General features: G+C 66.2%; 22 protein-coding genes and 1 pseudogene. 11 read left to right on the top strand and 12 right to left on the bottom strand.

The genetic code is table 11. From position 1 onward, the window contains the following. Positions 1–123 precede the first annotated feature (123 nt). Together ACP159_RS02480 and ACP159_RS02475 are read right to left on the bottom strand one after the other, a co-directional pair. On the bottom strand, positions 124–3,333 hold the full coding sequence (locus ACP159_RS02480; protein ID WP_425098036.1) for a DNA translocase FtsK: 3,210 nt from the start codon (positions 3,331–3,333) through the stop codon (positions 124–126). A 25-nt stretch (positions 3,334–3,358) separates the two neighbouring features. Further along, positions 3,359–4,546 carry an aminotransferase class I/II-fold pyridoxal phosphate-dependent enzyme gene (locus ACP159_RS02475; protein WP_425098035.1) on the bottom strand — a complete coding sequence of 396 codons (1,188 nt, stop codon included), beginning with the start codon at positions 4,544–4,546 and terminating at the stop codon, positions 3,359–3,361. A 375-nt stretch (positions 4,547–4,921) separates the two neighbouring features. Here ACP159_RS02475 and ACP159_RS02470 point away from each other — a divergent pair, with 375 nt between their 5' ends. Both ACP159_RS02470 and ACP159_RS02465 read left to right on the top strand, forming a co-directional pair. Beyond that, entirely contained in the window at positions 4,922–5,251 is a 330-nt protein-coding gene (locus ACP159_RS02470) for an ArsR/SmtB family transcription factor (protein ID WP_425098034.1), read from the top strand. A gap of 5 nt (positions 5,252–5,256) precedes the next feature. Beyond that, positions 5,257–5,736, top strand: a complete 480-nt coding sequence (locus ACP159_RS02465; protein WP_425098033.1) for an SRPBCC family protein — start codon at positions 5,257–5,259, stop codon at positions 5,734–5,736. On the opposite strand, the gene ACP159_RS02460 is transcribed toward ACP159_RS02465, so the two are convergent. Next, positions 5,733–7,064, bottom strand: a complete 1,332-nt coding sequence (locus ACP159_RS02460; RefSeq protein WP_425098032.1) for an amidase — start codon at positions 7,062–7,064, stop codon at positions 5,733–5,735. The genes ACP159_RS02465 and ACP159_RS02460 overlap by 4 nt on opposite strands. 45 nt (positions 7,065–7,109) lie before the next feature. Between ACP159_RS02460 and ACP159_RS02455 the strand changes: the two genes are divergently transcribed. The 3 genes from ACP159_RS02455 (at position 7,110) to metG (ending at position 11,009) form a co-directional block, all read left to right on the top strand. Further along, the gene (locus ACP159_RS02455; RefSeq protein ID WP_425098031.1) at positions 7,110–8,357 is read left to right on the top strand and encodes a UbiH/UbiF/VisC/COQ6 family ubiquinone biosynthesis hydroxylase; all 1,248 of its coding nucleotides are present in this window, start codon (positions 7,110–7,112) and stop codon (positions 8,355–8,357) included. A 99-nt stretch (positions 8,358–8,456) separates the two neighbouring features. Beyond that, positions 8,457–9,209: an SDR family NAD(P)-dependent oxidoreductase gene (locus ACP159_RS02450; protein ID WP_425098030.1), complete on the top strand. Its 753-nt coding sequence runs from the start codon at positions 8,457–8,459 to the stop codon at positions 9,207–9,209. A gap of 87 nt (positions 9,210–9,296) precedes the next feature. Beyond that, positions 9,297–11,009, top strand: coding sequence for a methionine--tRNA ligase (gene metG / locus ACP159_RS02445; protein WP_425098029.1), 1,713 nt, complete (start codon positions 9,297–9,299; stop codon positions 11,007–11,009). A gap of 155 nt (positions 11,010–11,164) precedes the next feature. On the opposite strand, the gene ACP159_RS02440 is transcribed toward metG, so the two are convergent. Beyond that, positions 11,165–12,598, bottom strand: coding sequence for a methyl-accepting chemotaxis protein (locus ACP159_RS02440; protein ID WP_425098028.1), 1,434 nt, complete (start codon positions 12,596–12,598; stop codon positions 11,165–11,167). A gap of 195 nt (positions 12,599–12,793) precedes the next feature. On the opposite strand from ACP159_RS02440, the gene truB reads away from it, so the two are divergent. After that, complete coding sequence (gene truB / locus ACP159_RS02435; RefSeq protein ID WP_425098026.1) at positions 12,794–13,702, top strand: tRNA pseudouridine(55) synthase TruB; 909 nt, start codon at positions 12,794–12,796, stop codon at positions 13,700–13,702. An 82-nt stretch (positions 13,703–13,784) separates the two neighbouring features. Here truB and ACP159_RS02430 read toward each other — a convergent pair whose 3' ends face one another. The 6 genes and pseudogenes from ACP159_RS02430 to ACP159_RS02405 all read right to left on the bottom strand — a co-directional run bounded on the left by ACP159_RS02430 (position 13,785) and on the right by ACP159_RS02405 (position 18,918). Next, entirely contained in the window at positions 13,785–14,606 is an 822-nt protein-coding gene (locus tag ACP159_RS02430; RefSeq protein ID WP_425098025.1) for an alpha/beta fold hydrolase, read from the bottom strand. Continuing rightward, on the bottom strand, positions 14,606–15,283 hold the full coding sequence (locus tag ACP159_RS02425) for a haloacid dehalogenase type II (RefSeq protein WP_425098024.1): 678 nt from the start codon (positions 15,281–15,283) through the stop codon (positions 14,606–14,608). The genes ACP159_RS02430 and ACP159_RS02425 overlap by 1 nt, the downstream gene beginning before the upstream one ends. Before the next feature lie 88 nt (positions 15,284–15,371). Beyond that, complete coding sequence (locus ACP159_RS02420) at positions 15,372–16,277, bottom strand: metal ABC transporter permease (RefSeq protein ID WP_425098023.1); 906 nt, start codon at positions 16,275–16,277, stop codon at positions 15,372–15,374. 18 nt (positions 16,278–16,295) lie between these two features. Further along, positions 16,296–17,192 (bottom strand): annotated as a pseudogene (locus ACP159_RS02415) (metal ABC transporter permease); the annotation flags it as partial. 1 nt (position 17,193) lies between these two features. After that, on the bottom strand, positions 17,194–17,955 hold the full coding sequence (gene aztA, locus ACP159_RS02410) for a zinc ABC transporter ATP-binding protein AztA (protein ID WP_425098022.1): 762 nt from the start codon (positions 17,953–17,955) through the stop codon (positions 17,194–17,196). Between the two features lie 3 nt (positions 17,956–17,958). Continuing rightward, on the bottom strand, positions 17,959–18,918 hold the full coding sequence (locus tag ACP159_RS02405; protein WP_425098021.1) for a metal ABC transporter solute-binding protein, Zn/Mn family: 960 nt from the start codon (positions 18,916–18,918) through the stop codon (positions 17,959–17,961). A 208-nt stretch (positions 18,919–19,126) separates the two neighbouring features. Between ACP159_RS02405 and deoC the strand changes: the two genes are divergently transcribed. The 5 genes from deoC to rlmH all read left to right on the top strand — a co-directional run bounded on the left by deoC (position 19,127) and on the right by rlmH (position 23,843). Beyond that, positions 19,127–20,122, top strand: a complete 996-nt coding sequence (deoC, locus tag ACP159_RS02400) for a deoxyribose-phosphate aldolase (RefSeq protein ID WP_425098020.1) — start codon at positions 19,127–19,129, stop codon at positions 20,120–20,122. A gap of 54 nt (positions 20,123–20,176) precedes the next feature. Beyond that, positions 20,177–20,467, top strand: a complete 291-nt coding sequence (locus ACP159_RS02395; protein ID WP_425098019.1) for a hypothetical protein — start codon at positions 20,177–20,179, stop codon at positions 20,465–20,467. Beyond that, the gene (locus tag ACP159_RS02390) at positions 20,464–22,797 is read left to right on the top strand and encodes an aldehyde dehydrogenase family protein (protein ID WP_425098018.1); all 2,334 of its coding nucleotides are present in this window, start codon (positions 20,464–20,466) and stop codon (positions 22,795–22,797) included. Before ACP159_RS02395 ends, ACP159_RS02390 begins: the two co-directional genes overlap by 4 nt. Before the next feature lie 194 nt (positions 22,798–22,991). Then, a complete protein-coding gene (gene rsfS, locus ACP159_RS02385) occupies positions 22,992–23,366 on the top strand; it encodes a ribosome silencing factor (RefSeq protein WP_425098017.1) in 375 nt (124 codons plus the stop codon). Between the two features lie 6 nt (positions 23,367–23,372). Then, positions 23,373–23,843 carry a 23S rRNA (pseudouridine(1915)-N(3))-methyltransferase RlmH gene (gene rlmH / locus ACP159_RS02380; RefSeq protein WP_425098016.1) on the top strand — a complete coding sequence of 157 codons (471 nt, stop codon included), beginning with the start codon at positions 23,373–23,375 and terminating at the stop codon, positions 23,841–23,843. A 57-nt stretch (positions 23,844–23,900) separates the two neighbouring features. On the opposite strand, the gene ACP159_RS02375 is transcribed toward rlmH, so the two are convergent. Then, positions 23,901–24,200, bottom strand: coding sequence for an ArsR/SmtB family transcription factor (locus ACP159_RS02375; protein ID WP_425098015.1), 300 nt, complete (start codon positions 24,198–24,200; stop codon positions 23,901–23,903). A 96-nt stretch (positions 24,201–24,296) separates the two neighbouring features. Further along, positions 24,297–25,529, bottom strand: a complete 1,233-nt coding sequence (locus tag ACP159_RS02370; protein WP_425098014.1) for a mandelate racemase/muconate lactonizing enzyme family protein — start codon at positions 25,527–25,529, stop codon at positions 24,297–24,299. Positions 25,530–25,651 lie beyond the last annotated feature (122 nt).

Raw genomic sequence — 25,651 nt, 5'->3', positions numbered from 1 at the left:
GATAACGCCGCGCCTTTTACCTGATATCGTCGGCGGAAACCCCCGGTTCAAGGGTCCACCCGTCAGGTCAGGAACCCGGGAAAGGCCACCGGGTTCCGTGTATCGGCTGCGTTCCGACAGGCCCTACTGCTGCTCCGGCACGAGGATCTCGCGCTTGCCGACATGGTTGGCGGGGGAGACGACCATCTCCTCCTCCATCTGCTCCACGAGCCGCGCGGCCTTGTTGTAGCCGATGCCGAGCTTGCGCTGGATGTAGGAGGTCGAGCACTTGCGGTCCTTGATGACGATCTGAACCGCCTGATCGTAGAGCGCATCCTCGCCTGTGGTATTGCCACCGGTGGAGAGCCCCAGAACCGCGTCGATGTTCTCCGCCTTCTCGTCATCCGGGCCCTGCACCACGCCCGAGACATATTCCGGCGGGCCGAAGGCCTTGAGGTGGTTCACGATCTCCTCGACTTCCTCGTCCGAGACGAACGGACCATGGCAGCGGGTGATCTTTGCGCCGCCCGCCATGTAGAGCATGTCGCCCATGCCCAGAAGCTGCTCCGCGCCCATCTCGCCAAGGATCGTTCGGGAGTCGATCTTGGACGTGACCTGGAAGGAAATCCGCGTCGGGAAGTTCGCCTTGATGGTGCCGGTGATGACGTCCACGGAAGGACGCTGCGTCGCCATGACGAGGTGAATGCCGGAGGCGCGGGCCATCTGCGCGAGGCGTTGGATGCAAGCTTCGATCTCCTTGCCCGCCACCATCATCAGGTCGGCCATCTCGTCGACGATGACGACGATGTAGGGCATCTTCTTCGGCACGATCTCTTCGGTCTCGAATACCGGCTCGCCGGTCTCGTCGTCGAACCCTGTCTGCACCGTGCGGCTGAACAATTCGCCCTTCGACAGCGCATCCGCAACGCGGCCATTGTAGCCGTCGATATTGCGCACGCCCATCTTGGACATCTTGCGATAGCGGTCCTCCATTTCGCCCACGACCCATTTCAGCGCCACCACGGCCTTCTTCGGGTCGGTCACAACGGGAGACAGGAGGTGCGGAATGCCGTCATAGACGCTGAGTTCGAGCATCTTCGGGTCGATCATCACCATCCTGAGGTCATCCGGCGTCAGCTTGTAGAGCAGCGACAAGATCATCGTGTTAATTGCCACGGACTTGCCCGAGCCGGTGGTGCCGGCGATCAGCAGGTGAGGCATCTTCGCGAGGTTGGCGACCATCGGCTCGCCGCCGATGTCCTTGCCGAGCGCCAAGGGGAGCGAATGCTTGCCGTCACCATATTCACGCGACGAGAGGATCTCGCGGAAGGAGACCATTTCGCGGTCCTGGTTCGGCAGTTCGATCCCGATGACCGAGCGGCCCGGCACGGTGGAAACCCGCGCAGACAGCGCTTCCATGGAACGCGCGATGTCGTCGGCGAGGCCAATGACGCGGGACGCCTTGAGGCCCGGCGCGGGCTCGAGTTCGTACATGGTGACAACAGGGCCGGGGCGGACGGAGACGATCTCGCCCTTCACGCCGTAGTCGTCCAGCACAGATTCCAGCATCCGGGCGTTCTCTTCCAGCGCCTCGTCCGACAGCACATGCCGTTGGATGCGGTCCGGCGACATCAGCAGGCTCAGGGGCGGCAGTTCGTAATCCGGCGTGTTGTCCTCGAATTTCAGCTGCGGCTGTGCCTCGGCCTGCGCCCGCTTCGACGGAACCATGGGCTTGCGCACCGGCTGCTGCACCACGGCCTTCTTCGGCTCCGACGCAGGCGCGGGGCGGCGCAGGAACTGCGGCGGGGGCGGCGTCGGGGTGCTGTCGTCGAGGATCATGAGGTCGTCGTCATCGTCCTCACCGTAATCGTCGAAGTCCCGCATCGCGCCATAGGCCGCGCCATTCGCATCCTCATCCACCGATGCGAAAGTCTGAGCGGTGTCGTCCTCCTCCCAGGGTTCGGCCTCGAACGCTGCGTCGTAGTCTTCCTCCTCGGCAGGGGAGGGGGCGTAAGTCTTTGCTTTCTGGAGGAAAGCCGGGGCGGCGGACACGGCAGCGGCGGCACGGGTCGCGGCCAGCGCCGGAGCGGCGGCGGCCGTCGGGCTGACCGTGCGCGAGGCGGTCAGCGGCGGCTCGGCCCGTGCGGCAACCTTGGGTTCCGGCGCCGTGAGCGGCGGTTCGATACGCGCCTCGGGACGCGGTGCGGGATTGAAGATCAGCGGCTTCGGTCCGTGGCCGCGCCCCTTGGTCAGCGGCTTGGTCGGATCGTAAGACGGCGCCTTGGCGACGGCAGAATCCGTGCCGCGCCGGGCGCGGATCACGTCTGCGATCTTCGCCTTCACCCGGTCCTCGCCCGGTGCATCGACGTCGTGGTCCATGACAGCGTCGACCATCTCCGGCTCGGGCATCCGCATCCGCGGCTCTTCGCGTTTCATCAGGGACGGCATCCGCGACAGGAACCCGGCCTTTTCCCGGGGCGGCGCGGGCAAATCGTCGGTGTCATCCACCACGAAATCCGTTGGCTCCTCGTCGTAGACCGGGGTTTCGGCCCGGCGCACACGCGGCGCGGCGCTCACGCGCGGGGTGGGAATGGCCTCCTGCGCGGCAGCCCATTCGGCGGCCTCCGCCGCCTCCTGGCGCTTGCGTTCGCGGCGTTCGGCGGAGGCGGCCTGCATGCGCTGCGCCGCGTCCATCGCGCCTCCCGCGCCCTTACCCAGCAGGGCCATGACGTTGGCATAGGTCACGACGAGACCGAGCAAAAGGAAGCGCGCCAGGGTCTTCACCTCGAGCCGGGTGAACCCAAGCACGAAGGCCCCGAACACGACGATCACCGCACCGAGCGTCAGTTGCACGAGCTTGAGACCGATCCCCGCATCCACCGGCATCAGGTTCAGGATCGAGCCCATCATCATGTCGCCGAACAATCCGCCGAGACCGAAATTGTGGCTCCAGCCGGCGCTTTCGGTCAGGCCCGAGGCATAGACCGCCGAGAGCGCCACCCAGATCGGTGCGAAGACCAGCCGCGACATGACCCCTACGTCATCGCGGTGCAGCGCCAGCCGACCGCCCCAGACGAGGAAGCAGGCCGCGATCGCCCAGCACCCCCAGCCGATGATCATGAACAGAGGCGCGGCGATGGAAGCCCCGATGCGGCCCATCCAGTTCTGCACCGGCGCGTCGGTCGCCGTCATGAAGGAGGGATCGTCCGGCGTGTAGGAGGCAATCGTGGCCGCCGCCATCAGCCCCACCGCCACCAGCCCGAGGCCGAGAAGCTCTCGCCCGCGCTTTTCCAGCGTCAGCGCCGTGTCGGTGTCGAAGAGGGGATCGCGCCCCCGGGACTGATAAGATGCCATGCCTCGCCTCGTCTTTTTCTTGGTCTTAGCAGTCGTCGCCATACAGACAGTCCCTGATCAACGTCAGACCGGCCTCGGTCTCGTCATAAGGGGCCACGATGGCCACGCGGATGTACCCCTTCCCCGGGTTCCCGGTTTGGGTGTCTTTCGAAAGGTATTCGCCCGGAAGGACCCGAACGCCGGTTTCCTTCCACAGTTTCAGCGTCGCCGCTTCGCCATCCTCGACCGGCAGCCAGAGAAACATGCCCGCCTGCGGTGGCATGTAACCCGGCACGTTGCCGAAGATGCGGTCGGCCAGCGCGTATTTCGCCCGGTAGAGCGCCCGGTTGTCCTCGACATGCGCCTCGTCCTCCCAAAGCGCCGCGCTCGCCGCCTGCAAGGGCAGCGGGATCGGGGCGCCGGAGTAGGCACGAAGTTGCTTCATGCGCGAGATGCTCTCCGGTCCGCCCGCGACGAAGCCGGAGCGCAGGCCCGGAACGGAGGAGCGTTTTGACAGCGAATGAAAGGAGACGACCCGCTCGGGGTGCGCGTTCATGCGTTTCGCGACGCTCAGGATGCCGGGGGGCGGCGAGTCGCGGTAGATCTCGGAATAGCATTCGTCCGCCATGACCTGGAAATCATGGGTTTCGGCGAGCGCAATCAGGCTTTCCCAGTAAGCTTCATCCGCGATCACCCCCTGCGGGTTCGCCGGGGAGCAGATATAGACCATCGCGGTCCGGGCGAGGATGTCGGGCGCAACGGAGGCGAAATCCGGCAGGTGGCCGGTTTCGGCGGAGGCGGGCACGAAGACCGGCTCCGCCCCGGTGGAAATCGCCGAGATCATGTAGACCTGGTAGAACGGGTTGGGCATCAGCACCACGGACCGCTGCCCATTCTTCTGCTCGGGGCAGAGCGCCATTCCGGCGTTGTACAGCGCCTCGCGCGTGCCATTGACGCTCATCACCTGCGTGTCAGGGTTCATCCCGACCCCGAACCGGCGGCTGATCCAGCCGGTGATGGCCACCCGCAACTCCGGCGTGCCCTCGTTCGGCGGATACTTCCCGAAATCGGCGGCGTTCTGCACCACGATGTCGGAAATCCACGCCGGAAACGGGTGTTTCGGCTCGCCAATGGACATATGGCGCACGGGGCCGCCGCCGTCGTGCGCATCCAGAAGCGCCCGCAGACGCGGGAACGCATAAGCCGGTAGGTTCGAGAACCGCTCGGGGAACATCAGGTTTCGCTTTGTACTGCCTCGGGGTGCGGGATCGTTCTTGCCCCGCTTTGGGTCAGGATACGGGTTTCGCCCCGGCGCTGTCCAGAATCTTGGCGGGTGCGGGCCGGTCTGTGGCGGGAATGTCGCAAAAATGTTTCGGTGGGTTTGCGCGCGTTGAGTCAACCTTTTGCCGGGGAAAAATTTTGCCGGGACAAAATCTTGTTTCGGGGCTGTGCCGTCGCTAATGCCGCCAGGTCAGATGGCGCAACACTGTCTGCCCCCAAGGTATTTTGGGGACCAAGGAAGACGAAGGGTGTCGCGCAGAACAGAAAACTTTGCACTTTGTGAAAGTATTTGTTGACTGCGGGCCTGCCTGAGCCAATAGTTTCATACATGGAAAACCATTCGACTCGCCTCGATCTGGCCTTCGCCGCCCTGTCGGACCCGACCCGCCGGGCCATCGTCGGACGGCTTTGCGAAGGGGAAAAAAGCGTCAGCGCCCTTGCCGAACCGTTCGACCTGACTTTGCCGACCCTGCTCAAACATGTCGGAATCCTTGAACGCAGCGGCATCGTGACCACGCAAAAACAAGGGCGTGTGCGAACCTGCCGGATCGTGCCCGCCGTCCTGCAGGAGACGGAGCATTGGATCAGCAGGCACATTGCCGAATGGGAATCCCGCCTCGACCGGCTCGAAGCGCATATCGACAGCATGAAGGAGTGACCGCGATGACTGACCTTTCCCCCTGGGCCGACTGGCCCCTCGACCGCGAGATTGTCCTGACCCGGCTGATCGACGCGCCGCGCAGCCTGGTCTACCGCGCCTGGGCCGATCCGGAGCAGATCCCGCTGTGGTTCGGACCGGACGATCACGCCATCGACACACTGGAGATGGACCTGCGCGTCGGCGGAGTCTGGCGGTTCACCATGACGACCTCGGATGGCACGGTCTATCCCAACCGGATGCGCTTCGTGCGGCTGGAGGAGAACGCGCTCATCGAGGTGCTGCACGGCGATGACAAGGACGACGATCCGGGCCGTTTCGCCATGATCGTGACCTTCGACGAACAGGCCAACGGCAAGACCGTCGTCACCCTGCGACAGATGCATCCGACGAAGGCGCAGCGTGCCGGGGCCATCGGGTTTGGCGCGGTGGAATATGGTTTCCAGACGCTGGCCAAGCTGGCCGCGCATGTCGGCGCGGCCTAGGCCAGTTCCCGTTCGGCGGCGAGAGCGACCCGCAGCAGGCGTTCCTCGGCCATGGGTGCCCCCATCAGGCTGATCCCGCAACTCTTGGTGCCTGTCGGCAGGGTGATCGCGCAGCCGCTGGTCAGGTTGCCGACACGGGTATTGCGCAGGGTCAGGAGGTTCTCCGTGACGTAATAGTCGCCCTGCTCCATCAGCTTGTCCACTTTCGGCGGCAGGTTCGGCGCCGTGGGGCAAAGAACGGCGTCGAACCCGGCTGTCGCGGCCAGCCACTTCGCCCGCATCGCTTCGAGCCTGTGCCAGGCAGCGATATAGTCGCTGCCCGTCGGATTGGCCCCGGCAGCGAAACGCTCGCGGATCGGCGGGAACATCAGATGCGGGTCGGCCTCGATGGTCGCGCCCCAGGTTGCCCAGGCCTCCGTGGTGTAGAGCACTCCGGCGTCGCCCATAGGCCCGGCAAGGTCCAGAAAATCGAAGGGAACGATTTCCGCGCCCGCCTGTTCCAACCGTTTCAAAGCGTCTTCGTAGGCTTTGGCCGGAGCATCGCGCAGGTCGTCCAGCACGATGGTCTGAAGCGCCGCGAAGCGCCTGCCACTCAGGCCTTCACCGCCGCGCAGGTCCGCCGGTTTGCCGCCTTCCAGCGCCGCGAGCATCAGGGCCGCATCCTCGACGGTCTGGCACAAGGGACCGACCGTGTCGAATTTCGCCGCGAGCGGCACCACGCCTTTCAGGCTGAGCCGGCCGGAGGTGGTCTTCAGACCGACGAGGTCGTTCCAGACCGACGGGATGCGCACCGAGCCACCGGTATCGGAGCCGACCGCCGCCGCCGCGAGGCCGAAGGCGACGGAGGCCGCCGCGCCGGAAGAGGAGCCGCCTGCCACCGCGTCCGGATCGTTCACGCAGGGCGGCGTCTGTGTCACCGGATTGAGGCCGAGGCCGGAAAAGGCCAGTTCCGACATATGCGTCTTGCCGAGGCAGACGAGGCCGAGCGCCGTCGCGTTGCGCAGCACTTCTGCGTCCCGGTCCGGGATGCGACCGCGCAGCAGGTGCGAGCCGGCTTCGGTCACCGTGCCCGCCGTATCGAAGAGGTCCTTCCAGCTGACCGGCACGCCGTCGAGCGGCGAAAGCCTCTGCCCGGCCTTCGCCCGCTCGCGCGCTGCCAGAGCTTCGGCCCGCGCCCGCTCAGGCGTCAACCGCGCATAGATGCGCGCGCCCATCGGGTGGGCACGGATACGACCCAGGAAATCCTCTGCCAGATCAACGGGATCGATCTCGCCCGCGCCGATGCCACGTCCCAGCGCCGCGGCGCTCCGCTTCGAATAGTCGCTCATGCCAAGGTCCTCTCTTTGCTCCGGACGGTAGCGGCAGCGGGGCGCATGGACAATCCCGATCCGGGGCGCATATTGAGCGGCATGGACAGCGATCTGATCATCATCGGCGGTGGCCTCAATGGCCCTGCTCTCGCCCTCGCCGCAGCGCAGACCGGGCTGCGCTCCATCGTCGTCGACGCCTTGCCGGTCGCCACCCGCGAGGCGGGGGATTTCGACGGGCGTTCCTATGCGCTGGCCCTGTCGTCGAAGCGGATGCTGGAAGCGCTCGGGCTTTGGAATGCCTTGAAGGACGATGCCCAGCCGATGCGGGAGATCAAGGTCTCGGACGGGCGCGTCGGGGAGGCGGAGGTCTTCCTCGGCCTGCATTTCGACAGTGCCGAGATCGAAGAGGGCCCGATGGGCTTCATGGTCGAGGATCGCTACCTGCGCCGCGCCCTGCTGGACGCGATGGAGGCGGACGATCGGATCACGCACCGCGCCGGTGAAACAGTGATTGCTCAGGAGACGGACCAGGTGAGGGCCAGGGTGACGCTGGCCACCGGTGAGACGCTGACCGCCCGGTTGATCGTCGGGGCGGACGGGCGGCAAAGCGGCACCTGCGCCCGTGCCGGGATCCGGCGTACCGGATGGAGCTACGGCCAGACCGCGCTGGTCTGCGCCATCGCGCACGAACTGCCTCACGGCGGCGTGGCGCATCAGCTGTTCCTGCCCGCCGGGCCGCTCGCCATCCTGCCGCTGACCGGCAACCGCTCCAGCATCGTCTGGAGCGAGCGGGACGCGCAGGCGCGGGCGATCAACGCGCTGCCAGACGCGCAGTATCTCGACATCCTGCGCCCCCGGTTCGGCGATTTCCTGGGAGAGATCAGCCTCGCGGGCGGGCGCTACACCTACCCGCTGAACCTGACCCTGGCGAACAGGTTTATTGCGGAGCGCGTGGCGCTTGTCGGCGATGCGGCGCACGGGATGCACCCGATTGCCGGGCAGGGTCTGAACGCCGGGCTGCGCGATGTGGCCGCGCTGGCGCATGTGATCAGCCATGCGCAACGGCGCGGCGAGGATTTCGCCAGCCCGCAGGTGCTGGACCGTTACCAGGCCTGGCGGCGCTGGGACACCGCGTCGCTCGCCGCCGCGACAGACCTGTTCAACCGGCTGTTCTCCAACGACAATCCGCTTCTCCGGATGACCCGAGACATCGGCATGGCACTGGTCGGCAACGCCCCGTCCCTGCGCCGGGGCTTCATCCGCGAGGCGGCGGGGCTGACCGGGGACTTGCCGGACCTGATGAAAGCCTAGGGGCGCGACCCCCCGTAGGGCGGGGCTGCGCCCCGCACCCTTCCCAAGGCGCACGGCCCGTGCCACAAGGGCCGCAAATCCTTGGGAGGACACATCCACATGACCCGTAAATGCGCAATCGTCACCGGCGCCGCCCGCGGCATCGGCCTCGCCACGACCGACCTGTTCCTCGAAATGGGCTGGCAGGTGGTCATGGTCGACCGGGACGCCGCCGAGCTCGATTCCGCCGCCGCGACGCGCGAGGACATCCTCGCCCTGCCCTACGACGTGTCGAACCCGCAGCAGGTCAACCGGATGGTCTCCGAGACCCTCGACTGGTCGGGCCGCGTCGACGCGCTCATCAACAATGCCGGTGTCGCCGAATTCGGCCCGATTGCCGATTGCACCTTCGAGATGTGGCGCCGGGTCATGGAGACCAACCTCGATGGCGTCTTCCTCTGCTCGCAGGCCGCTGCCGATGCCCTGAAGGCGACACGGGGGGCCATCGTCAACATCGCGTCCATTTCCGGCCTGCGCGCCTCGACGCTCCGCGTGGCCTATGGCACCTCCAAGGCCGCCGTCATCCAGCTGACCAAGCAATATGCCGCGGAACTGGGTGAATACGGCGTCCGCGCCAACTGCGTCTGCCCCGGTCCGGTGAAGACCAAGCTTTCCGTCGCCGTTCATTCGCCCGCGATCATCCAGGCCTACCACGATGCCATCCCGCTGAACCGCTACGGCTCGGAGCGGGAGCTGGCGGAGACGATCTGCTTCCTGGCGTCGGAGAAAGCCTCCTACGTCACCGGGCAGGTGGTGGCGGTGGACGGCGGCTTCGAGTCGACCGGCGTCGGACTGCCTGCGCTGCGGGAGTAGGCGCCGAAGCGACTTTCGTGAGGCTTGCGGCTTCAAGTATGCCGCGAAACGCTGTAATCACCGCGCAAACGCGACTTGAGGTGAGCCATGGCCCGTCATCTGATTACTTCCGCCATTCCCTATATCAACGGGATCAAGCACCTCGGCAACCTCGTTGGGAGCCAGCTTCCGGCTGATCTCTACGCCCGCTACCAGCGCGCGCGGGGCAACGAGGTGCTCTTCCTCTGCGCCACCGACGAGCACGGCACCCCCGCCGAACTCGCCGCCGCCAAGGCGGGCAAGCCGGTCGCGGAGTATTGCGCCGAGATGTGGCAGGTGCAGGCGAAGATCGCGGAAGGCTTCGGGCTGTCCTTCGACCACTTCGGACGGTCTTCGTCGGAGCAGAACCGCAAGCTGACCCAGCACTTCGCCAAGGTGCTGGACGAACAGGGCCTGATCCGCGAAGTCTCGGAAAAGCAGATGTATTCCCATGCCGATGGGCGTTTCCTGCCGGACCGCTACATCGAGGGCACCTGCCCGAACTGCGGCTTCGACTCGGCGCGCGGCGACCAGTGCGACAACTGCACCAAGCAGCTCGACCCGGTGGACCTCATCAACCCGCATTCGACCATCTCCGGCTCGACCGATCTGGAAATGCGTGAGACGAAACACCTCTACCTGCGGCAGTCGGCGATGAAGGATCGGCTGGAGGAGTGGATCGACACCCGCGAGGGCTGGCCGGTCCTGACGACGTCCATTGCGAAGAAGTGGCTGAACGACGGCGACGGCCTGCAGGATCGCGGCATCACCCGAGACCTCGACTGGGGCGTGCCGGTGCAGAAGGGCGATGAGCCCTGGCCGGGCATGGAAGGCAAGGTTTTCTACGTCTGGTTCGACGCGCCGATCGAGTACATTGCCTGCGCGCAGGAATGGGTCGATGCGGGCAAGGGCACGGATTGGGAGCGCTGGTGGCGCACCGACAAGGGCGCGGACGACGTGCGCTATACCCAGTTCATGGGCAAGGACAACGTGCCGTTTCACACGCTCAGCTTCCCGGTCACGATCCTCGGTTCGGGCGAACCGTGGAAGCTCGTCGACTACATCAAGTCCTTCAATTACCTCAATTATGACGGCGGCCAGTTCTCCACCTCGCGCGGGCGCGGCGTGTTCATGGATCAGGCCCTGGAGATCCTGCCGGCGGATTACTGGCGCTGGTGGCTGCTTTCCCATGCGCCGGAAAGCTCTGACGCGGAATTCACCTGGGAGGGCTTCCAGCAGGACGTGAACAAGGACCTCGCGGACGTGCTCGGCAATTTCGTCAGCCGGGTGACCAAGTTCTGCCGCTCGAAGTTCGGCGAGACCGTGCCGGAGCGCGGCGCCCTCGGTCCGCTGGAAGAGCAGCTTTTCAAGGACCTGCAGGCCAAGCTGGACGAATACCAGCAGCACATGGATGCCATCGACGTGCGCAAGGCAGCCGCCGCGTTGCGGGCCCTTTGGGTCATGGGCAACGAGTACCTGCAGGAGGCCGCGCCCTGGTCCACGATCAAGACCGACGAAGCGCAGGCGGGCACGCAGATCGCGCTGGCCCTGAATCTGATCCAGTTCTACGGCGTGCTGTCGTCGCCGTTCATCCCGAGTGCAAGCAAGGCGATGCTGGAGGCGATGGCCTGCGACAAGACCGAATGGCCTTCCTCGGTCGAGGAGGCCCTGTCCCGTCTGCCGGCCGGTCACGCGTTTGCAGTGCCGGAAAACCTCTTCACCAAGATCACCGACGACCAGCGAACCGACTGGCAAGAGCGTTTCGCCGGGACGCGCGGCTGACCGAAAGTCGTCAGCCCGGGGACTGTCCCGATGCGGTCAACGTCTTGCCCACGCGGCGCAGGGGATGGCCCTCCGGCCCGCCGCCCGCGTGACCCGCGTGTGATGCGTCCCGTTTGTACGGTGGCCAGTCCGCACCGGAACCGGATCAGGACGCCTCAGGCGGCCCGCCCCCTGCCCCGGTGTTGCTGGGTCTGAGACTGATAGAGCCCCTGTTCCGGCGCGTCTTTCACAAGCCGAAGATTGCCCAGCATGGTCTGCATCTCACCCGCACAGCTGCGCATGATCTGCGTGGCGGCGGTCGTCTCCTCGACCATGGCGGCGTTGTGCTGGGTGATCTGGTCGATCTGGGAGACCGAGGTGTTGACCTCGCCCACGGCGCGGGACTGCTCCTGCGCGGCGGCAGCCACCATCGTGGTGAGTTCGGAGACCTTGTTGAAGCGCTCCATGATCTTCCCGAAGGCATCGCCGACGTTTTCCGTCAGCTTCACTCCGGACGCCACTTCGTCGGCGCTGGCGTTGATCAGTTGCTTGATCTCACCCGCCGCCTCGGCGGTACTGGACGCCAATGTCCGGACCTCGTTCGCAACCACGGCAAAGCCGCGCCCGGCGTCCCCGGCCCGGGCCGCCTCCACCCCGGCGTTCAGGGCCAGCAGGTTGGTCTGGAACGACACGTCGTCGATCACGCCGATGATCTGCGAGATACGGTCCGAAGCTGCCTGAATGCGGGCCATGGCTTCGCCTGTGTCGCGGATCAGGCCGATGCCGTCCTCCAGTTCCCTGCGTGCCGCTGAGGCCACGCGGCTGGCGCTGTCGGTGGCCTCGGTGGAGCCGGACACGCTGGTCGAAAGTTCCTGCATGGCCGCCGCGGTCTCTTCCAGCGACGCGGCCTGGCTCTCCGTCCGCCGGGACAACTCGTCGATATTGCCGCCGACCTCGTTGGTCGACCGTGTCAATTCCGCGGCGCGGGCGCCGATCGCGGACAGGATGCCGGACAGGCGCGTGACCGTGGCGTTCAACCGCTCGCGAATGGGGTTGTAACTCTCGGGGAAGCCGTCCGGCGAAGGGTCCGGAATCCGGTGAGTCAGGTCGCCCCGAGCCATCGTCTCGATTGCGGCGTCGAGGAAGGTAAAGGCGCGGTCCTGCTCGTCCTGCACTTTCGCGGCGTAGATCTCGATCACCTGCGCCATATCCATCGTGAATGCCCGCATGACAGCCGTGGCCATGTGCCGCGTACGCCCGCGCGCTCCGAACCAACCTGAGGACTTGCCAATGAGGCAATCCAGAATATCGGACGCGGCCAGCGCATAGGCCGACATGTAGACATTGATCGGCAACTGGATACGGGCGTGAGTCAGGCCGATCCGCTGCACGGACTCGAAATACTCCTTGTCGAACACCCCGGACAGCAGCCGCAGCCAGTGCTTCTTCTGCGCCTCACGGGCAAAGGTGATGCGATCCGGGCTTGTGAAAAATCCTGCCCTGTCCGCGTCTGCCAGCGCTCTTTCGTAGAACGCCTCAAGCACCGCGTCGATGTGCGGTCCGACCAGCCTCGCCGCCTCTTTCAGGTCCGCGCCTCGCGACCCATCCAAACCATAGTCCTGGACTATTCTTTCAAATCTGTCCGTCATTCCTCAGTACCCCAAAACGTTCCTAACGGACTTGCTAAGGAAAAGTGGTTTACGCTTATCCCCACATTTCAGATTGTCGATGTATTCCGGGGCAACCGGATTGACAGTCCGCGCCTGCATTGCTACCCGGCCTGCCTCATCGCAAGGGGACGCAAGATGGCACGCAAGCGCAAGGGTCGCGACATTTCCGGCTGGCTGGTCGTGGACAAGCCCGCGGGCATCACCTCGACGTCCGTGGTCAACAAGGTGCGTTGGGCGTTCGATGCGAAAAAGGCCGGCCATGCCGGTACGCTCGATCCAGAAGCAACCGGAGTCCTCGCCGTCGCGCTTGGCGAGGCGACCAAGACGGTGCCATATATTACTGACGCCCTGAAGGCTTACCGTTTCATCGTCCGGCTCGGACAGGCCACCAACACCGACGATGCCGAGGGCGAGGTGATCGCCGAAAGCCCCCTGCGCCCGAGCGATGACGCGATCAAGGACGCCCTGAATCGCTTCGTCGGCGACATCGAACAGGTGCCGCCGCAGTTCTCCGCGGTGAAGGTCGATGGCGAGCGCGCCTACAAGCGCGCCCGCGACGGAGAGGAGATGGCTCTCGCCGCGCGGCCCCTCTATGTCGACGAACTGGTGATGACCGACCGGCCCGATGAAAATCACGTCGAACTTGAAATGGTTTGTGGCAAGGGGGGCTACGTGCGGTCCATTGCCCGCGACCTGGGCAAGGACCTCGGCTGTCATGGCCATGTTCTGCGCCTGCGCCGAATCTGGTCCGGACCGTTCGACGCCGAGGACGGGCTGTCGCTGGAGGACATCGACCGGATGGCCAAGACACCGGAACTCGACACCCACCTGCGGCCGCTGGAGGAGGGGTTGGCCGACCTGCCCGAAGTCAAGGCAACGCCCGAGGGCGCGGCGCGGCTGCGCAACGGCAACCCCGGCATGGTGATCGCATCCGATGTGGAATACGGCGCAGAGGTCTGGGCCTCTCACGAGGGGCGGGCCATCGCCGTCGGCGTCTTCAAGGCCGGGGAACTTCACCCGAGCCGGGTGTTCGTGACGGGCTGACCGGACCAAGCGGCCCGGGCATCAGCCCGGATCACGCCTTGCCCGTTGACGGAACGGATATCGCGACGGCGGACCAACCGCCTCAGCCGACCATTTTCAACCAGCGCCCCAGCGCATCCAGCGACTCCGCCTCGTCCAGGAAGGGGATATGCCCCCGGTCCGGCACCTCGGCGGCGATCATGTCCGGACGGCGGCGCTTCATTTCGGCAAAGCACTCCGGCGAGAGAAGGTCCGAGTTTGCGCCCCGCAAGGCGCAGAGCGGCAGGCCCTTCAACATGTCGAACAGCGGCCAGAGATCGGGAGCGGGCTGTGCGCCGCTGTCCAGAACCGCCTCCCGCAGCTTCGGATCATAGGTGATGCGCAGCTTGTCCGCGCCCTGCCTGTAAAGGATCTGCGCCTCCGCCAGCCAGCGCTCCATTGGGACGTTCGGAAAGCCGGTCATTGCGGCGGCCCGCTTCTCGGCGGCCTCCTCGAAAGTCCGGAATGGCGGCTGCTTGCCGAGGTAGCCCTTGATGAACTCCAGCCCCTCCGCCGCGATCTCCGGCCCGATGTCGTTCAGCGCCACACCGGTCAGCCGGTCCCTGGCCGTCGCGGCCAGCACCATGGCGATCAGCCCGCCGCGCGAGGTGCCCAGAACCGCCGCCTTCTCCAGTCCCAGATGGTCTAGAATCTCCAACGCGTCGCGGCCCTCGACCGGGATCTGGTAGGTTTCGTGCGGCGCCCAGTCCGACTGGCCGCGCCCGCGATAATCCATGCGGATCAGCCGGACGCGGTCCAGATGCGGGGCGAGGAAGTCGAAATCGCGGGTGTCCCGGGTGAGGCCGGAAAGGCAAAGCAGCGGCAGGCCGCTCCCCTCGTCTTCGTAGTGCAGGGCAACACCATCAGAAGCAAAGAAACGCGGCATCAGACAAGCTCCGGCAAGGATGTGAGATCGGTCAGTACATGGTGCGGCTGCGCCATCAGGCGGTCTTGCGGCAGGCCCGTGCGGTTGACCCAGACGGTCCGGAAGCCATAGGCCGCCGCCCCCGCCGCGTCCCAGCCGTTGGAGGAAGCGAAGAGCACATCGTCCGCACTGCAGCCGAAGCGAGCGCCAACCATGTCATAGACCGCGCGGGCGGGTTTGAAGACACCGACGTCCTCCACCGACAGCACCGCGTCGAGGTACAAGCCGATGCCGGAGTGATCCACCGCGCCCTCCAGCATGTCGGGGCTGCCGTTGGACAGGATCGCGCAACACAGTCCCTGCGCCTTGAGCGTGGCCAGCATCATCGGCACTTCGCGGTAGGCCGCAAGCTCCCAGTACAGAGCCAGAAGAAGCTCCCGCAGCTCCGGATCGTCCAGTCCTGCCTTCTCCATCGCCCAGTCGAGCCCGTCCTGCGTCACCTGCCAGAACGGCACATGATCGCCGGTGATCGCCCTGAGCCAGCTGTATTCCAGTTGTTTCGCCCGCCAGTCCGCCGCCAGCGCGGGCCAGATCTCGGCCAGTGCCGCCTGCCCGGGTTGCTCCGCCGCCTGCCGCGCGGCCGCCGTGACGTCGAATAACGTGCCATAGGCGTCGAAGACACAGACCTTGATTGCCATGGCGCTCCTCCCGTTCCATCGCGCGACCCTGACACACGGCGCACGGTTGGAAAACCCCGTGCCCTGCATCTTCTTGACCGGGCAGGGCTCAGGCGCGCCTTTGCGGACCGGCCAGTGCCGCAAGCCCAAGGATCAGGCCCGATACGGTCGCAATCATCCCCGCCGCCGAGACGGAGGCGGTGCCCCCGAGCCAGAGCGGGCCGTAGCCCGCGAGCACATAGCCGAGCAGCGCGCTGATGGCCGCGAACACCAGAGACCACAGGACCTGGTGCTCGAGCCGGTTCGTCATGAGACGCGCGGCGGCAGGGGGGCAAATGAACATGGCGATGACGATGATGGAGCCGACCGCGTCGAAGGCGGCGACGGCGGCCAGCGCCGCCATGGCCACGATGCCGAGGCCGATGGCCGCGGTCGGCAGCCCGATAGAGCGGGCAAACCCCTCATCGAAGGTGGCGAGTTTCATCGGACGCCAGAGGACCAGCGTGAACAGGGCAATCAGCACGAAGGTGAACGCCATCCGGAAGAGTTCCGGCGGCAAGAGGGCGAGCGCGACAAGGTCCGTCAGCGACTCCCAGCCCGCGGCATCCAGCCAGATCAGGCTTTCGAGATTTCCGTAGAGCGCATGTTCGACGTCGAGATGCACCGAGGACGTGTCCGATTGTTCCAGCAGCAAGACCCCGCCCGCGAACATGGTCGTAAAGACCACACCCATGGCGGCGCCCGGTTCGACCTTGCCGTAGCGCCGCACCGCTTCGATGAGCAGGACCGAGACAAGGGCCGCAGCCGCGGCGCCGAGCATCATGGGGATGGCGGAAATGGTCCCGGTCACCAGGAAGGCGACGACTATGCCGGGCAGCACGACGTGACTGATGGCGTCGCCGATCATCGCCTGCCGCCGCAGGAGCAGAAAGTTCCCGGGCAAGGCGCAGGCCATGGCGGCCAGCATGCCGATGACCATAGGGGGCAACGAGAGGGCGACGAATTCGTACCCCATTCAGGATTCCCCGGCCAGTTTGCTCAGCCGGCGGTGACGCAGCATCGCCGCGATGATCCCGCGCGACGGGGCGGCGAACATCGACACTGTGAAAAGCCCGGAGGCGATCAACACGATGATCGGCCCGGTTGGCAGGCTCGGCGCGGTGGCGGACAGGGACGCACCGATGTACCCCGAGAGGCCGCCGAACAGCCCGGACAGCAGCACCACGGTCGATGCCGTGTCCGACCAGAAGCGCGCCGCCGCGGCGGGGACGATCAGCAGCGCAACGATGAGGATCAGCCCGACGATCTTCAGCCCCACCACGGTCACGGCGAGGACCAGCGTCATCAGCGCAAGGTCGAGCCGGTGCGTGTCGATGCCCTGCACCTGCGCGAACCCCTCGTCGAAGGCGGTGAGGAGCAAAGGCCGCCGCAGGGCCCAGACAGCGGCCAGCACGACAATGCCGCCCCCCGCGATCAGCAGCGCATCGGACCTTAGCATCCCGGCGGTCGAGCCGAGCAGGAAACTGTCGAGGCCCGCCTGCCGTCCGCTCGTCATGGTCTGGATCACCGTCAGCAGCACGATGCCGAAACCGAAGAAGACCGAAAGCACCGCCCCGACGGCCGCATCCTCGCGCAGGCGCGTCGTGCGCGTGAGCCAGCCGACGACGAGCAGCCCGACCCAGGCGGACAAAGCCGAGCCGAGCATCAGGCCAAGAAGGTTCCGGCCGTCTCCACCAAGCGCTACGAGTACCAGAAAGGCCAGCGCCAGCCCCGGCAGCGTCGAATGGCTGACCGCATCGGAAACCAGCGAGCGCTTGCGGAGGTAGAGGAAGGCGCCCACCACTCCCGCGGCAAGCCCGAGCGCCGCGGCGCCGAGCGCCACCAGCGCCGCATTGTAGCCCAGTTGCAGGGTCAGTGCCTCGAACAGCATCTCAGCCTTTCAGTTGCACGCGCCCGCCGTAGGCCGCGTCCAGCGCTTTCTGCGTGAAGGCTTCGGCCACCGGCCCCTCGCTGATGCGGTGCCGGTTGATCAGGAAGACGTGGTCGAAATATTGCCGGACCGTGCCGAGGTCGTGGTGCACGGCAACCACCGTCCGGCCTTCGTCCCGCAGCGATTTCAGCACCGCGATGATCGCCGCCTCGGTGGCAGCGTCGACACCGGCGAAGGGTTCGTCCAGCAGATACAGGTCCGCGCCCTGCGCCAGCGCCCGCGCCAGAAAGACGCGCTGCTGTTGGCCCCCGGACAGTTGACCGATCTGGCGGCCGGCGAAGTCCTGCATGCCGACCCGTTCGAGACAAGCCGTGGCGGTGGCTCGCTGCACCGCGTTGACCCGCCGGAACAGGCCGAGTTCCTGGTAAAGTCCCATCAGCACGACGTCGATCACCCGTGTCGGGAAATCCCAGTCCACGCTGGCCCGCTGCGGCACATAGGCGACGCGGCGGCGGCGCTCGGTGATCGGGCCGCCCCAGAAGCTCACCTGCCCGGCGAGCGGCCGGACGATTCCCAGCGCCGCCTTGAGCAGGGTAGACTTGCCCGCGCCGTTCGGCCCGACGATGGCGGTCATGCTGCCGGGACGGACCGTCATGTCGACGTCCTGGACCACGGTGTCCGCGTCATAGGCGACGGTCAGGTCGCGCAGCACAAGCGGGCTGCGGCTCAGGTCGACCTCGGCATAGGTGTCACGCGGGCTCATCGGTCAGCCGCCCGCCTTCAGCTTGCCGGCCATGCCGCCCTCCGGCACATCCGCGCCCAAAGCCGCGGCTATGGTGGTGACGTTGTGGTCGATCATGCCGATGTAGGTGCCCTCGTAGGTGCCGGGTTCGCCCATCGCGTCCGAGAACAGCTCCCCGCCGATGCGAACCTCGTGCCCCTGCGCCGCCGCCCCCTCGATCAGGGCCCGCATGTTGCGGTCAGACACGGAGCTTTCGACAAAGACCGCCTTGATGCCGCGTTCGACCAGCAGATCGACCAATGCGCCGATCCGCTGCAGGCCGGCCTCGGATTCGGTGGAGATGCCCTGGATCCCCTCGACCTCGAAGTCGTAGGACCGCCCGAAATAGCGGAAGGCGTCATGCGCCGTCACGAGAATACGGGCGGATTCCGGAACCTTGCCCAGCGTCTCCTGCGCGTAGGTGTTCAATGCGTCGATCTGCGCCAGATAGTGCACGGCATTGGCGGCGAAGGTTTCCGCGTGGTCCGGACGGACTTCGCTCAGCGCGTCCCGTGTCGCTTCCACCGCATAGCGCCACAATGGTGGAGCCATCCAGATGTGCGGATCGTAGCGCCCCGCGTAATCCGCGTGGGACAGGCGCATGTCCTCGGGCAGGGCTTCGGCCACCAGCCGCACGGGGAGACGCTGGGCGAGGCCGGTCAGGAACTCTTCCAGCTGTGCCTCCAGATAGAGCCCGTTGGCCAGTACGAGATCGGCCCGCGCCATTGCAGCAATGTCGGACCGGGTTTGGCGATAGCCGTGCGGGTCCACTCCCGGCCCCATCAGCGCCCGCACATCCGCCAGATCCCCCGCAATCGCGCGGGCCGCATCGGCGATCATGCCGGTGGTGGCGATGACGGACGCAGGCGCGGCGGCAAACCCGGGGCGGGCCAGCAGCGGGGTGGCCAGAAGGCCGGTCAGAACGTGTCGGCGGTGCAGGGACATTTGCAGCTCCTTGTCAGGCTTCTATATGCGAGCCATTCGCAAAAGGTCAACACTGTTGCGAATTATTCTCATGTAAAGCCAGTCCCGCTCCGCGAGAACGCCTGTCTGGCAGGCATCCCGCCCGGCATGCGCCGTCGCGGAACGCTTGTATTCCCGCCGCTGCAAGGCCACCTTGGACGAAAACCCATCTCGTCGCCGGGAGGAGAGGATGACCCCATCCGAAACGACAATCACCGCAGCGGTCCAGCTGCCGCAGTTGCACGAGGCCCGGAATCCGGGAATGGACCTGGACATGGACTGGGTCATGCGCGCCCGGGCCAACCGCTCCGCCATCGAGCGCCGCGCCGCGACGCTGCCGGGGCGGCGCTCGGTCAAGAAGGACTATCAGGCGGCCTGGCTCGCACGAGCCGTCTCCTGCATCGACCTGACGACGCTGGCCGGGGATGACACCGTGGGCCGCGTGGCCCGGCTCTGCGCCAAGGCGCGGCACCCGGTTCGTGCGGACCTGCTCGACGCCATCGGTCTGCCGGACCTGAAAGTCGGGGCAGTCTGCGTCTACCATGACATGATCGAGGCGGCGGTGGCGGCGCTGGAGGGTTCCGGCATTCCCGTGGCGGCGGTCTCTACCGGCTTTCCCGCCGGGCTTTCTCCCATGCATCTGCGCATCGCCGAGATCGAGGAGAGCGTGAAGGCCGGTGCGGCCGAAATCGACATCGTCATCTCCCGCCGCAAGGTGCTGAGCGGCGACTGGCAAGGGCTCTACGACGAGATGAAGGCCTTCCGCGAGGCCTGCGGCGAGGCGCATGTGAAGGCGATCCTGGCCACCGGCGAGCTTGGCACGCTGCAGAATGTGGCGCGGGCGTCGCTTGTCTGCATGATGGCCGGCGCGGATTTCATCAAGACCTCGACCGGAAAGGAAAGCGTGAACGCCACCCTGCCCGTCAGCCTCGTGATGATCCGGGCGATCCGGGAATACCACCAGAGAACCGGCTACCGCGTGGGCTACAAGCCCGCAGGCGGGATTTCGAAGGCGAAGGATTCGCTGAACTACCTCGCGCTCATCAAGGAGGAACTCGGCGACCGCTGGCTTCGTCCCGACCTGTTCCGGTTCGGCGCATCCTCGCTGCTCGGCGACATCGAGCGGCAGCTCGAACACCACGTGACCGGCGCCTATTCCGCCAGCTGGCGCCACGCGATGGGCTGACGGCGCAATGGGTATTTGGACCAAGAAGAAACAGGGCAGCGTGACGGTATGGCCATGAACCCGCTCTACAGCCTGTTTGCCATCTCCTTCATGCTCTGGATGGGCGCGAAGCAGTGGCGGCGCAAGCGGCTCCGCCGGGCCATGCGCGATCTGCCGACCCGCCTGCAGCGGATGCTCGGCCCGGAACCGGAGTACGATCTGCCCGATGGCGACGTGCCCGAGGCCCTGCGCGCCTTTGCCGCCGTGCATCGCAGGACCGCCTGGATTCAGCGCGTCGCGACCGGCGCGGCGCTGCTCTGGCTCCTCTACATTCTCTTCCTCTTTGCGAGAAAGCAGTTCTCATGACCGTCAAGGACATCTTCGAAACCATGGACTACGGCCCCAGCCCCGAGAGCGCCGCCGATGCGCTGGCCTGGATCACCGACCAGGGCGCCCGCTTCGGCTGTTTCATCGACGGGGCATTCGGCAAACCGGGCCAGACTTTCGAGACGCGCAACCCGGCGACGGGCGAGGTGCTGGCGGAGATCACGCAGGCCTCCGAAGCCGATGTCGCGGCAGCGGTGAAGGCCGCGCGGAAGGCGCAGCCCGCGTGGGACGCCCTCGGCGGAAAGGGGCGTGCGCGGTATCTCTACGCGCTCGCGCGCCTTCTGCAGAAGCACTCCAGACTGTTCGCGGTTCTGGAAACGCTCGACAACGGCAAGCCGATCCGCGAGAGCCGCGACATCGACATTCCGTTGGCGCAGCGGCATTTCTACTATCACGCGGGCATGGCGCAGCTGACGGAAAGCGAACTGCCGGGACGCAAGGCGCTCGGCGTCTGCGGACAGGTGATCCCGTGGAACTTCCCGCTGCTGATGCTGGCCTGGAAGGTTGCGCCCGCGCTGGCCATGGGCAACACCGTCGTGCTCAAGCCTGCGGAATGGACCTCCCTGACGGCGCTTTGTTTTGCCGATCTGTGCCGCCAGGCGGGCCTGCCGAAGGGCGTGGTCAATATCGTCACCGGCGATGGCGAGGTCGGGGCGATGGTTGTTGCGGCGGAAGTCGACAAGGTCGCCTTCACCGGCTCCACCGAGGTGGGTCGCAAGATCCGCGCGGCCACGGCGGGCACGGGCAAGGCGCTGACGCTCGAACTTGGGGGCAAGTCGCCCTACATCGTATTCGAGGATGCGGACATCGATTCGGCCATCGAGGGGCTGGTCGATGCCATCTGGTTCAACGGTGGGCAGGTGTGCTGCGCCGGCTCGCGGCTCCTCGTTCAGGAAGGTATCGCGGAGACGTTCCATGCCCGGCTGAAGACGCGGATGGACCGTCTGCGCATCGGCAACCCGATGGACAAATGCATCGACGTGGGCGCCATCGTGGACCCCGAGCAACGCAGCCGCATCGCCGCGCTGGTCTCGGCCAGCGACGGGCAGGTCTACCAATGCAGCGGCACTCCGGAGGGCTGCTTCTATCCGCCGACGCTCATCACCGGGCTGTCGACGGCGTCGACCCTGATGCAGGAGGAAATCTTCGGCCCGGTTCTGGTCTCGACGACCTTCCGCACGCCCGGAGAGGCGGTAGAGATCGCCAACAACACGCGCTATGGCCTCGCGGCCTCGGTCTGGTCCGAGAACATCAACACCGCACTCGACATCGCGCCGAAACTGGCGGCGGGCGTGGTCTGGGTCAACGGCACAAACATGTTCGACGCCGCGGCGGGCTTTGGCGGCGTCCGGGAGAGCGGCTTTGGCCGGGAGGGCGGCTGGGAGGGACTCAGCGCCTATACCAAGGCGGACGAGACTCGCAAGGCTCTGAAGCCGGTAAGGGCCTTCACCGGCAACGACAGCGAGCCGCAGCCGGTGGACCGGACCGCAAAACTCTACATCGGCGGCAAGCAGGCGCGGCCCGACGGCGGCTACGCCCGCGCCGTCTTCGACAGGAAGGGCAAGCTGATCGGCCAGGCGCCCATCGCGAACCGAAAGGACGTCCGAAACGCGGTGGAGGCGGCGCGGGGCGCAGCGGGCTGGACCGGGGCGTCAGCGCATCTGCGGGCGCAGGTGCTCTATTACATCGCCGAAAACCTTGCGGCGCGGGGGGATGATTTTGCCCGGCAAATCGACCGGCTGACCGGCGGCAAAGGCGGCGCAAGGGAGGTCGAGGCTTCCATCGACCGGCTGTTCACCTATGCCGCCTGGGCCGACAAGTTCGACGGCGACGTGCGCGCCGTGCCGATGCGTGGCGTAGCCTTGGCGATGCGGGAGGCCTGCGGGGTGATCGGGGCCTTCTGCGCCGACGACCTGCCTCTGCTTGGCCTCGTTTCGGTCATGGCCCCGGCGATCGCCATGGGCAACCGCGTGGTGCTCGTCGCCTCCGAGCCTTTCCCGCTGGCCGCGACGGATTTCTACCAGGTGCTCGACACCTCGGACGTGCCGGGCGGCGTTGTGAACATCCTGACCGGACCGCACGCGGACCTGGCCCCGACGCTCGCCAGCCATGCGGACGTGGATGCGGCCTGGAGCTTCTCGTCGACAGACCTGTCGCAAACCATCAAACAAGGTGCGGCGGGGAACCTCAAACGGACCTGGGTGAACCACGGCAAGGCACGCGACTGGTTCGGCAGCGCAGGCGAGGGCCGGGCCTTCCTCGACGCTGCCACGGAAGTGAAGACGGTCTGGGTGCCCTACGGCGCGTGACGGCGAGCAGAGTTTCAGCCCGAAATTCGGCCCGCCGTTTCGCCGCGGCGCGGCGGCGTTGAGATTTGCCGCCATCGGTGTTACATTGAAGCCATGCCCGGCGCCGGGGCGTTCATGCGGCGTGATTGGTCAAGGAGGACAGTGTCCTGACTCCGAATGCAGGTGCGGTTGATACCGCGAGTACCGGAACCGCAATGAACGCGGGTGCCCGGATCAATGTGACCAGCGACGACGTACTCGCCGCGATCATGCAATCCCTCGATGAAAACAAGGCCGAAGAGGTCGTGCAGATCGATCTGCGCGGCAAGACCTCCGTGTGCGATCACATGGTGATCTGCTCCGGGCGGTCGTCCCGTCAGGTGACGGCACTGGCCGAGAAGATCACCGAGACGCTGAAGAGCGAGCTCGGCGTTCTGGCCAAGACCGAGGGCAAGGAAACCGGCGACTGGGTGCTGATCGACAGCGGCGACGTGCTCGTTCACATCTTCCGTCCGGAAGTGCGCGAGTTCTACCAGCTCGAGAAGATGTGGGTGCCCATGGCCCGCGGAGCCGCGCCGACCGGCGCCTGATCCCGCGTGCGCATCCATCTTTGCGTGGTGGGCCGCCTTCGGGCGAGCCCCGAACGTGCGCTCATTGACGATTACATCAAGCGATTCGACCGAACCGGGCGGGCCCTGAGCCTTGGCCCGGTTTCCGTGCATGAAGTGGACGACCGCAAGGGCAGCGGCATGTCTGGCGAGGCGGAACTGCTCCGCCGGGCGCTGCCGGGCGGCGCGTCGCTGTGTTGCCTCGATGAGCGGGGCACAGTGATGACCTCGCCGGAGTTCGCGGACTGGATGGGCCGGGTGCGGGACGATGGCGCCGGCGACCTGGCCTTCGTCATCGGCGGGGCGGATGGCATCGACCCGTCGCTCCGCGCCGAGGCGGACCTGAGCCTGTCATTCGGCAAGATGGTCTGGCCACATATGCTTGTCCGGGTGATGCTGACCGAACAACTCTATCGCGCGGCGTCCATCCTGGCGGGAAGCCCGTATCACCGCGTCTGATCGCCCTGCCGCGTCTTCACCCGGTCGCGCGGGCCAAAAGGCGTACCGCCTCCCGGATCAGGTGCAGTCCCCGTCCGGTCCGGCGCAGAACAATTCGTAAAGCAGGCCGATGACCCTGCTCGTGTTGTCATCCGCCAGCGAATAATAGATCGTCTTGCCGTCACGCCGGGTCACGACCAACCCTTCTTCGCGGAGCCGCGCCAGCATCTGGCTGACGGCGGCCTGGCGGATGCCGAGCAAGTCTTCCAATTCGCCCACGGACTTCTCGCCCGAGCCGAGGTGGCACAGGATCATCAGCCGCCCTTCATGGGCCAGCGTCTTGAGGAAGGCCGCGGCATTGGCAGCATTCGACGCCATTTCGCTGGGCGGAGCAGGAGGGGTCTGGACGTTCACGGGTATATCTCGGATTTCAGATTTCCGCCCTTATACCAGCGCGATTCGAAAAAGGCGAGATCACGGTTCGCTGGCGGGGGCGCCTCCCTGGAAGCTATTGCCCTCCGCGTAATTGCAGGGCGCATCCTGCATCTGGAGATGCAGATCGCGGCCTGTGTAGGGATGCGCCCGCGCCAGCGCTTCGTCCACCTCGATGCCGAGGCCGGGGGCCTGCGGTGCGGAAACAAAGCCGTTTTCGACGCAGATAGAGCGCTTTATCAGCTTTTCGTGAAACGGCGTTTCGATGGTCTCGGCGATCAGCAGGTTCGGAATGGCCACGGCAAGCTGGATGTTCGCGGCCCATTCCACGGGGCCGGCATAGAGGTGCGGCGCCATTTCGGCGTTGAAGCTCTCGGCCAGAGCGGCAAGTTTCCGCCCTTCCCAAAGCCCCCCTGCCCGGCCAAGCGCCGGTTGCAGGATCTTCGCGCCACCCGAGCGCAGCACCGTGGCGAATTCGGAACGGGTGGTAAGCCGCTCGCCGGTAGCGACGGGGATGCGCACGGCGCGGGCGACCTCGGCATATTCGAGCAGATTGTCCGGCGGCACCGGCTCTTCGAACCAAAGGGGATTATAGGGCTCCAAAGCCTGCCCGAGACGGATCGCCCCGGCGGTGGTGAACTGGCCATGGGTGCCGAACAGCAGGTCCGCCCTTTCCCCGACAGCCTCGCGGATGGCTTTGCAGAAGCGGACGGATTGCGCGATGTCGGACAGGGCGGGCTGATGGCCGCCGCGCATGGTATAGGGACCCGCCGGGTCGAACTTCACCGCCGTGTATCCCCGCGCCACGCAGTCGGCGGCGGCCTCCCCGGCCTGTTCGGCGCTGGTCCAGAAGTCGTTGAGGTTATGCTGCGGCAGGGGATAGAGGTAGGTGTAGGCGCGCACGCGCTCGTTCATCATCCCGCCCAGAAGCGCCCAGACCGGGCGATCCCGGTGTTTGCCGAGGATGTCCCAGCAGGCGATCTCCAGCCCGGAAAAGGCGCCCATGACGGTCAGGTCAGGACGCTGGGTGAAGCCGGAGGAATAGGTGCGGCGGAACATCCGTTCGATGTTCTCGGGGTTCTCCCCCTCGAAGTAGCGTTGGAAGACATCCGCGATGACGCCCTTCATCGCCTCGGGTCCGACGGAGGAGGCGTAACACTCGCCCCAGCCGGTGATGCCGCAGGCGGTGGTCAGCTTGACAAGGATCCAGTAGCGCCCGCCCCAGCCGGGGTGCGGCGGCGCGGTGACGATGATGTCGAGGTCCTGCAATTTCATCGTTTTGCCTTTCAGGTTTTTCGGATCGCCTTGCGATCCGACCGAGGGGGGGGGGGGGGGGCCCCCCCCCCCCCCCCCCGGGGGGGGGGGGGAAAAAAGAACCGCGGGGGGGCGGGTAGCGG

Origin of the sequence: Tropicibacter sp. S64 (assembly GCF_049803835.1) — a bacterium.
Lineage (GTDB): Bacteria > Pseudomonadota > Alphaproteobacteria > Rhodobacterales > Rhodobacteraceae > Pacificoceanicola.
The sequence above is the reverse complement of the archived record's forward strand: the minus strand, read 5'-3'. Positions and strand labels throughout refer to the sequence as shown.

Excerpts from the sequence above, each read along its gene's own strand:
- ACP159_RS02465 (WP_425098033.1), top strand. The coding sequence starts at position 5,257 with ATGACTGACCTTTCCCCCTGGGCCGACTGGCCCCTCGACCGCGAGATT.
- ACP159_RS02375 (WP_425098015.1), bottom strand. The coding sequence starts at position 24,200 with ATGGCGTCGAATGCTGCCAATGCCGCGGCCTTCCTCAAGACGCTGGCC.
- aztA (WP_425098022.1), bottom strand. The coding sequence starts at position 17,955 with ATGAGCCCGCGTGACACCTATGCCGAGGTCGACCTGAGCCGCAGCCCG.
- ACP159_RS02390 (WP_425098018.1), top strand. The coding sequence starts at position 20,464 with ATGACCGTCAAGGACATCTTCGAAACCATGGACTACGGCCCCAGCCCC.
- ACP159_RS02475 (WP_425098035.1), bottom strand. The coding sequence starts at position 4,546 with ATGTTCCCCGAGCGGTTCTCGAACCTACCGGCTTATGCGTTCCCGCGT.
- ACP159_RS02430 (WP_425098025.1), bottom strand. The coding sequence starts at position 14,606 with ATGCCGCGTTTCTTTGCTTCTGATGGTGTTGCCCTGCACTACGAAGAC.
- ACP159_RS02395 (WP_425098019.1), top strand. The coding sequence starts at position 20,177 with ATGAACCCGCTCTACAGCCTGTTTGCCATCTCCTTCATGCTCTGGATG.
- deoC (WP_425098020.1), top strand. The coding sequence starts at position 19,127 with ATGACCCCATCCGAAACGACAATCACCGCAGCGGTCCAGCTGCCGCAG.
- ACP159_RS02425 (WP_425098024.1), bottom strand. The coding sequence starts at position 15,283 with ATGGCAATCAAGGTCTGTGTCTTCGACGCCTATGGCACGTTATTCGAC.
- ACP159_RS02370 (WP_425098014.1), bottom strand. The coding sequence starts at position 25,529 with ATGAAATTGCAGGACCTCGACATCATCGTCACCGCGCCGCCGCACCCC.
- ACP159_RS02460 (WP_425098032.1), bottom strand. The coding sequence starts at position 7,064 with ATGAGCGACTATTCGAAGCGGAGCGCCGCGGCGCTGGGACGTGGCATC.
- ACP159_RS02470 (WP_425098034.1), top strand. The coding sequence starts at position 4,922 with ATGGAAAACCATTCGACTCGCCTCGATCTGGCCTTCGCCGCCCTGTCG.
- truB (WP_425098026.1), top strand. The coding sequence starts at position 12,794 with ATGGCACGCAAGCGCAAGGGTCGCGACATTTCCGGCTGGCTGGTCGTG.
- ACP159_RS02405 (WP_425098021.1), bottom strand. The coding sequence starts at position 18,918 with ATGTCCCTGCACCGCCGACACGTTCTGACCGGCCTTCTGGCCACCCCG.
- ACP159_RS02450 (WP_425098030.1), top strand. The coding sequence starts at position 8,457 with ATGACCCGTAAATGCGCAATCGTCACCGGCGCCGCCCGCGGCATCGGC.
- ACP159_RS02480 (WP_425098036.1), bottom strand. The coding sequence starts at position 3,333 with ATGGCATCTTATCAGTCCCGGGGGCGCGATCCCCTCTTCGACACCGAC.
- ACP159_RS02420 (WP_425098023.1), bottom strand. The coding sequence starts at position 16,277 with ATGGGGTACGAATTCGTCGCCCTCTCGTTGCCCCCTATGGTCATCGGC.
- ACP159_RS02455 (WP_425098031.1), top strand. The coding sequence starts at position 7,110 with ATGGACAATCCCGATCCGGGGCGCATATTGAGCGGCATGGACAGCGAT.
- metG (WP_425098029.1), top strand. The coding sequence starts at position 9,297 with ATGGCCCGTCATCTGATTACTTCCGCCATTCCCTATATCAACGGGATC.
- rsfS (WP_425098017.1), top strand. The coding sequence starts at position 22,992 with ATGAACGCGGGTGCCCGGATCAATGTGACCAGCGACGACGTACTCGCC.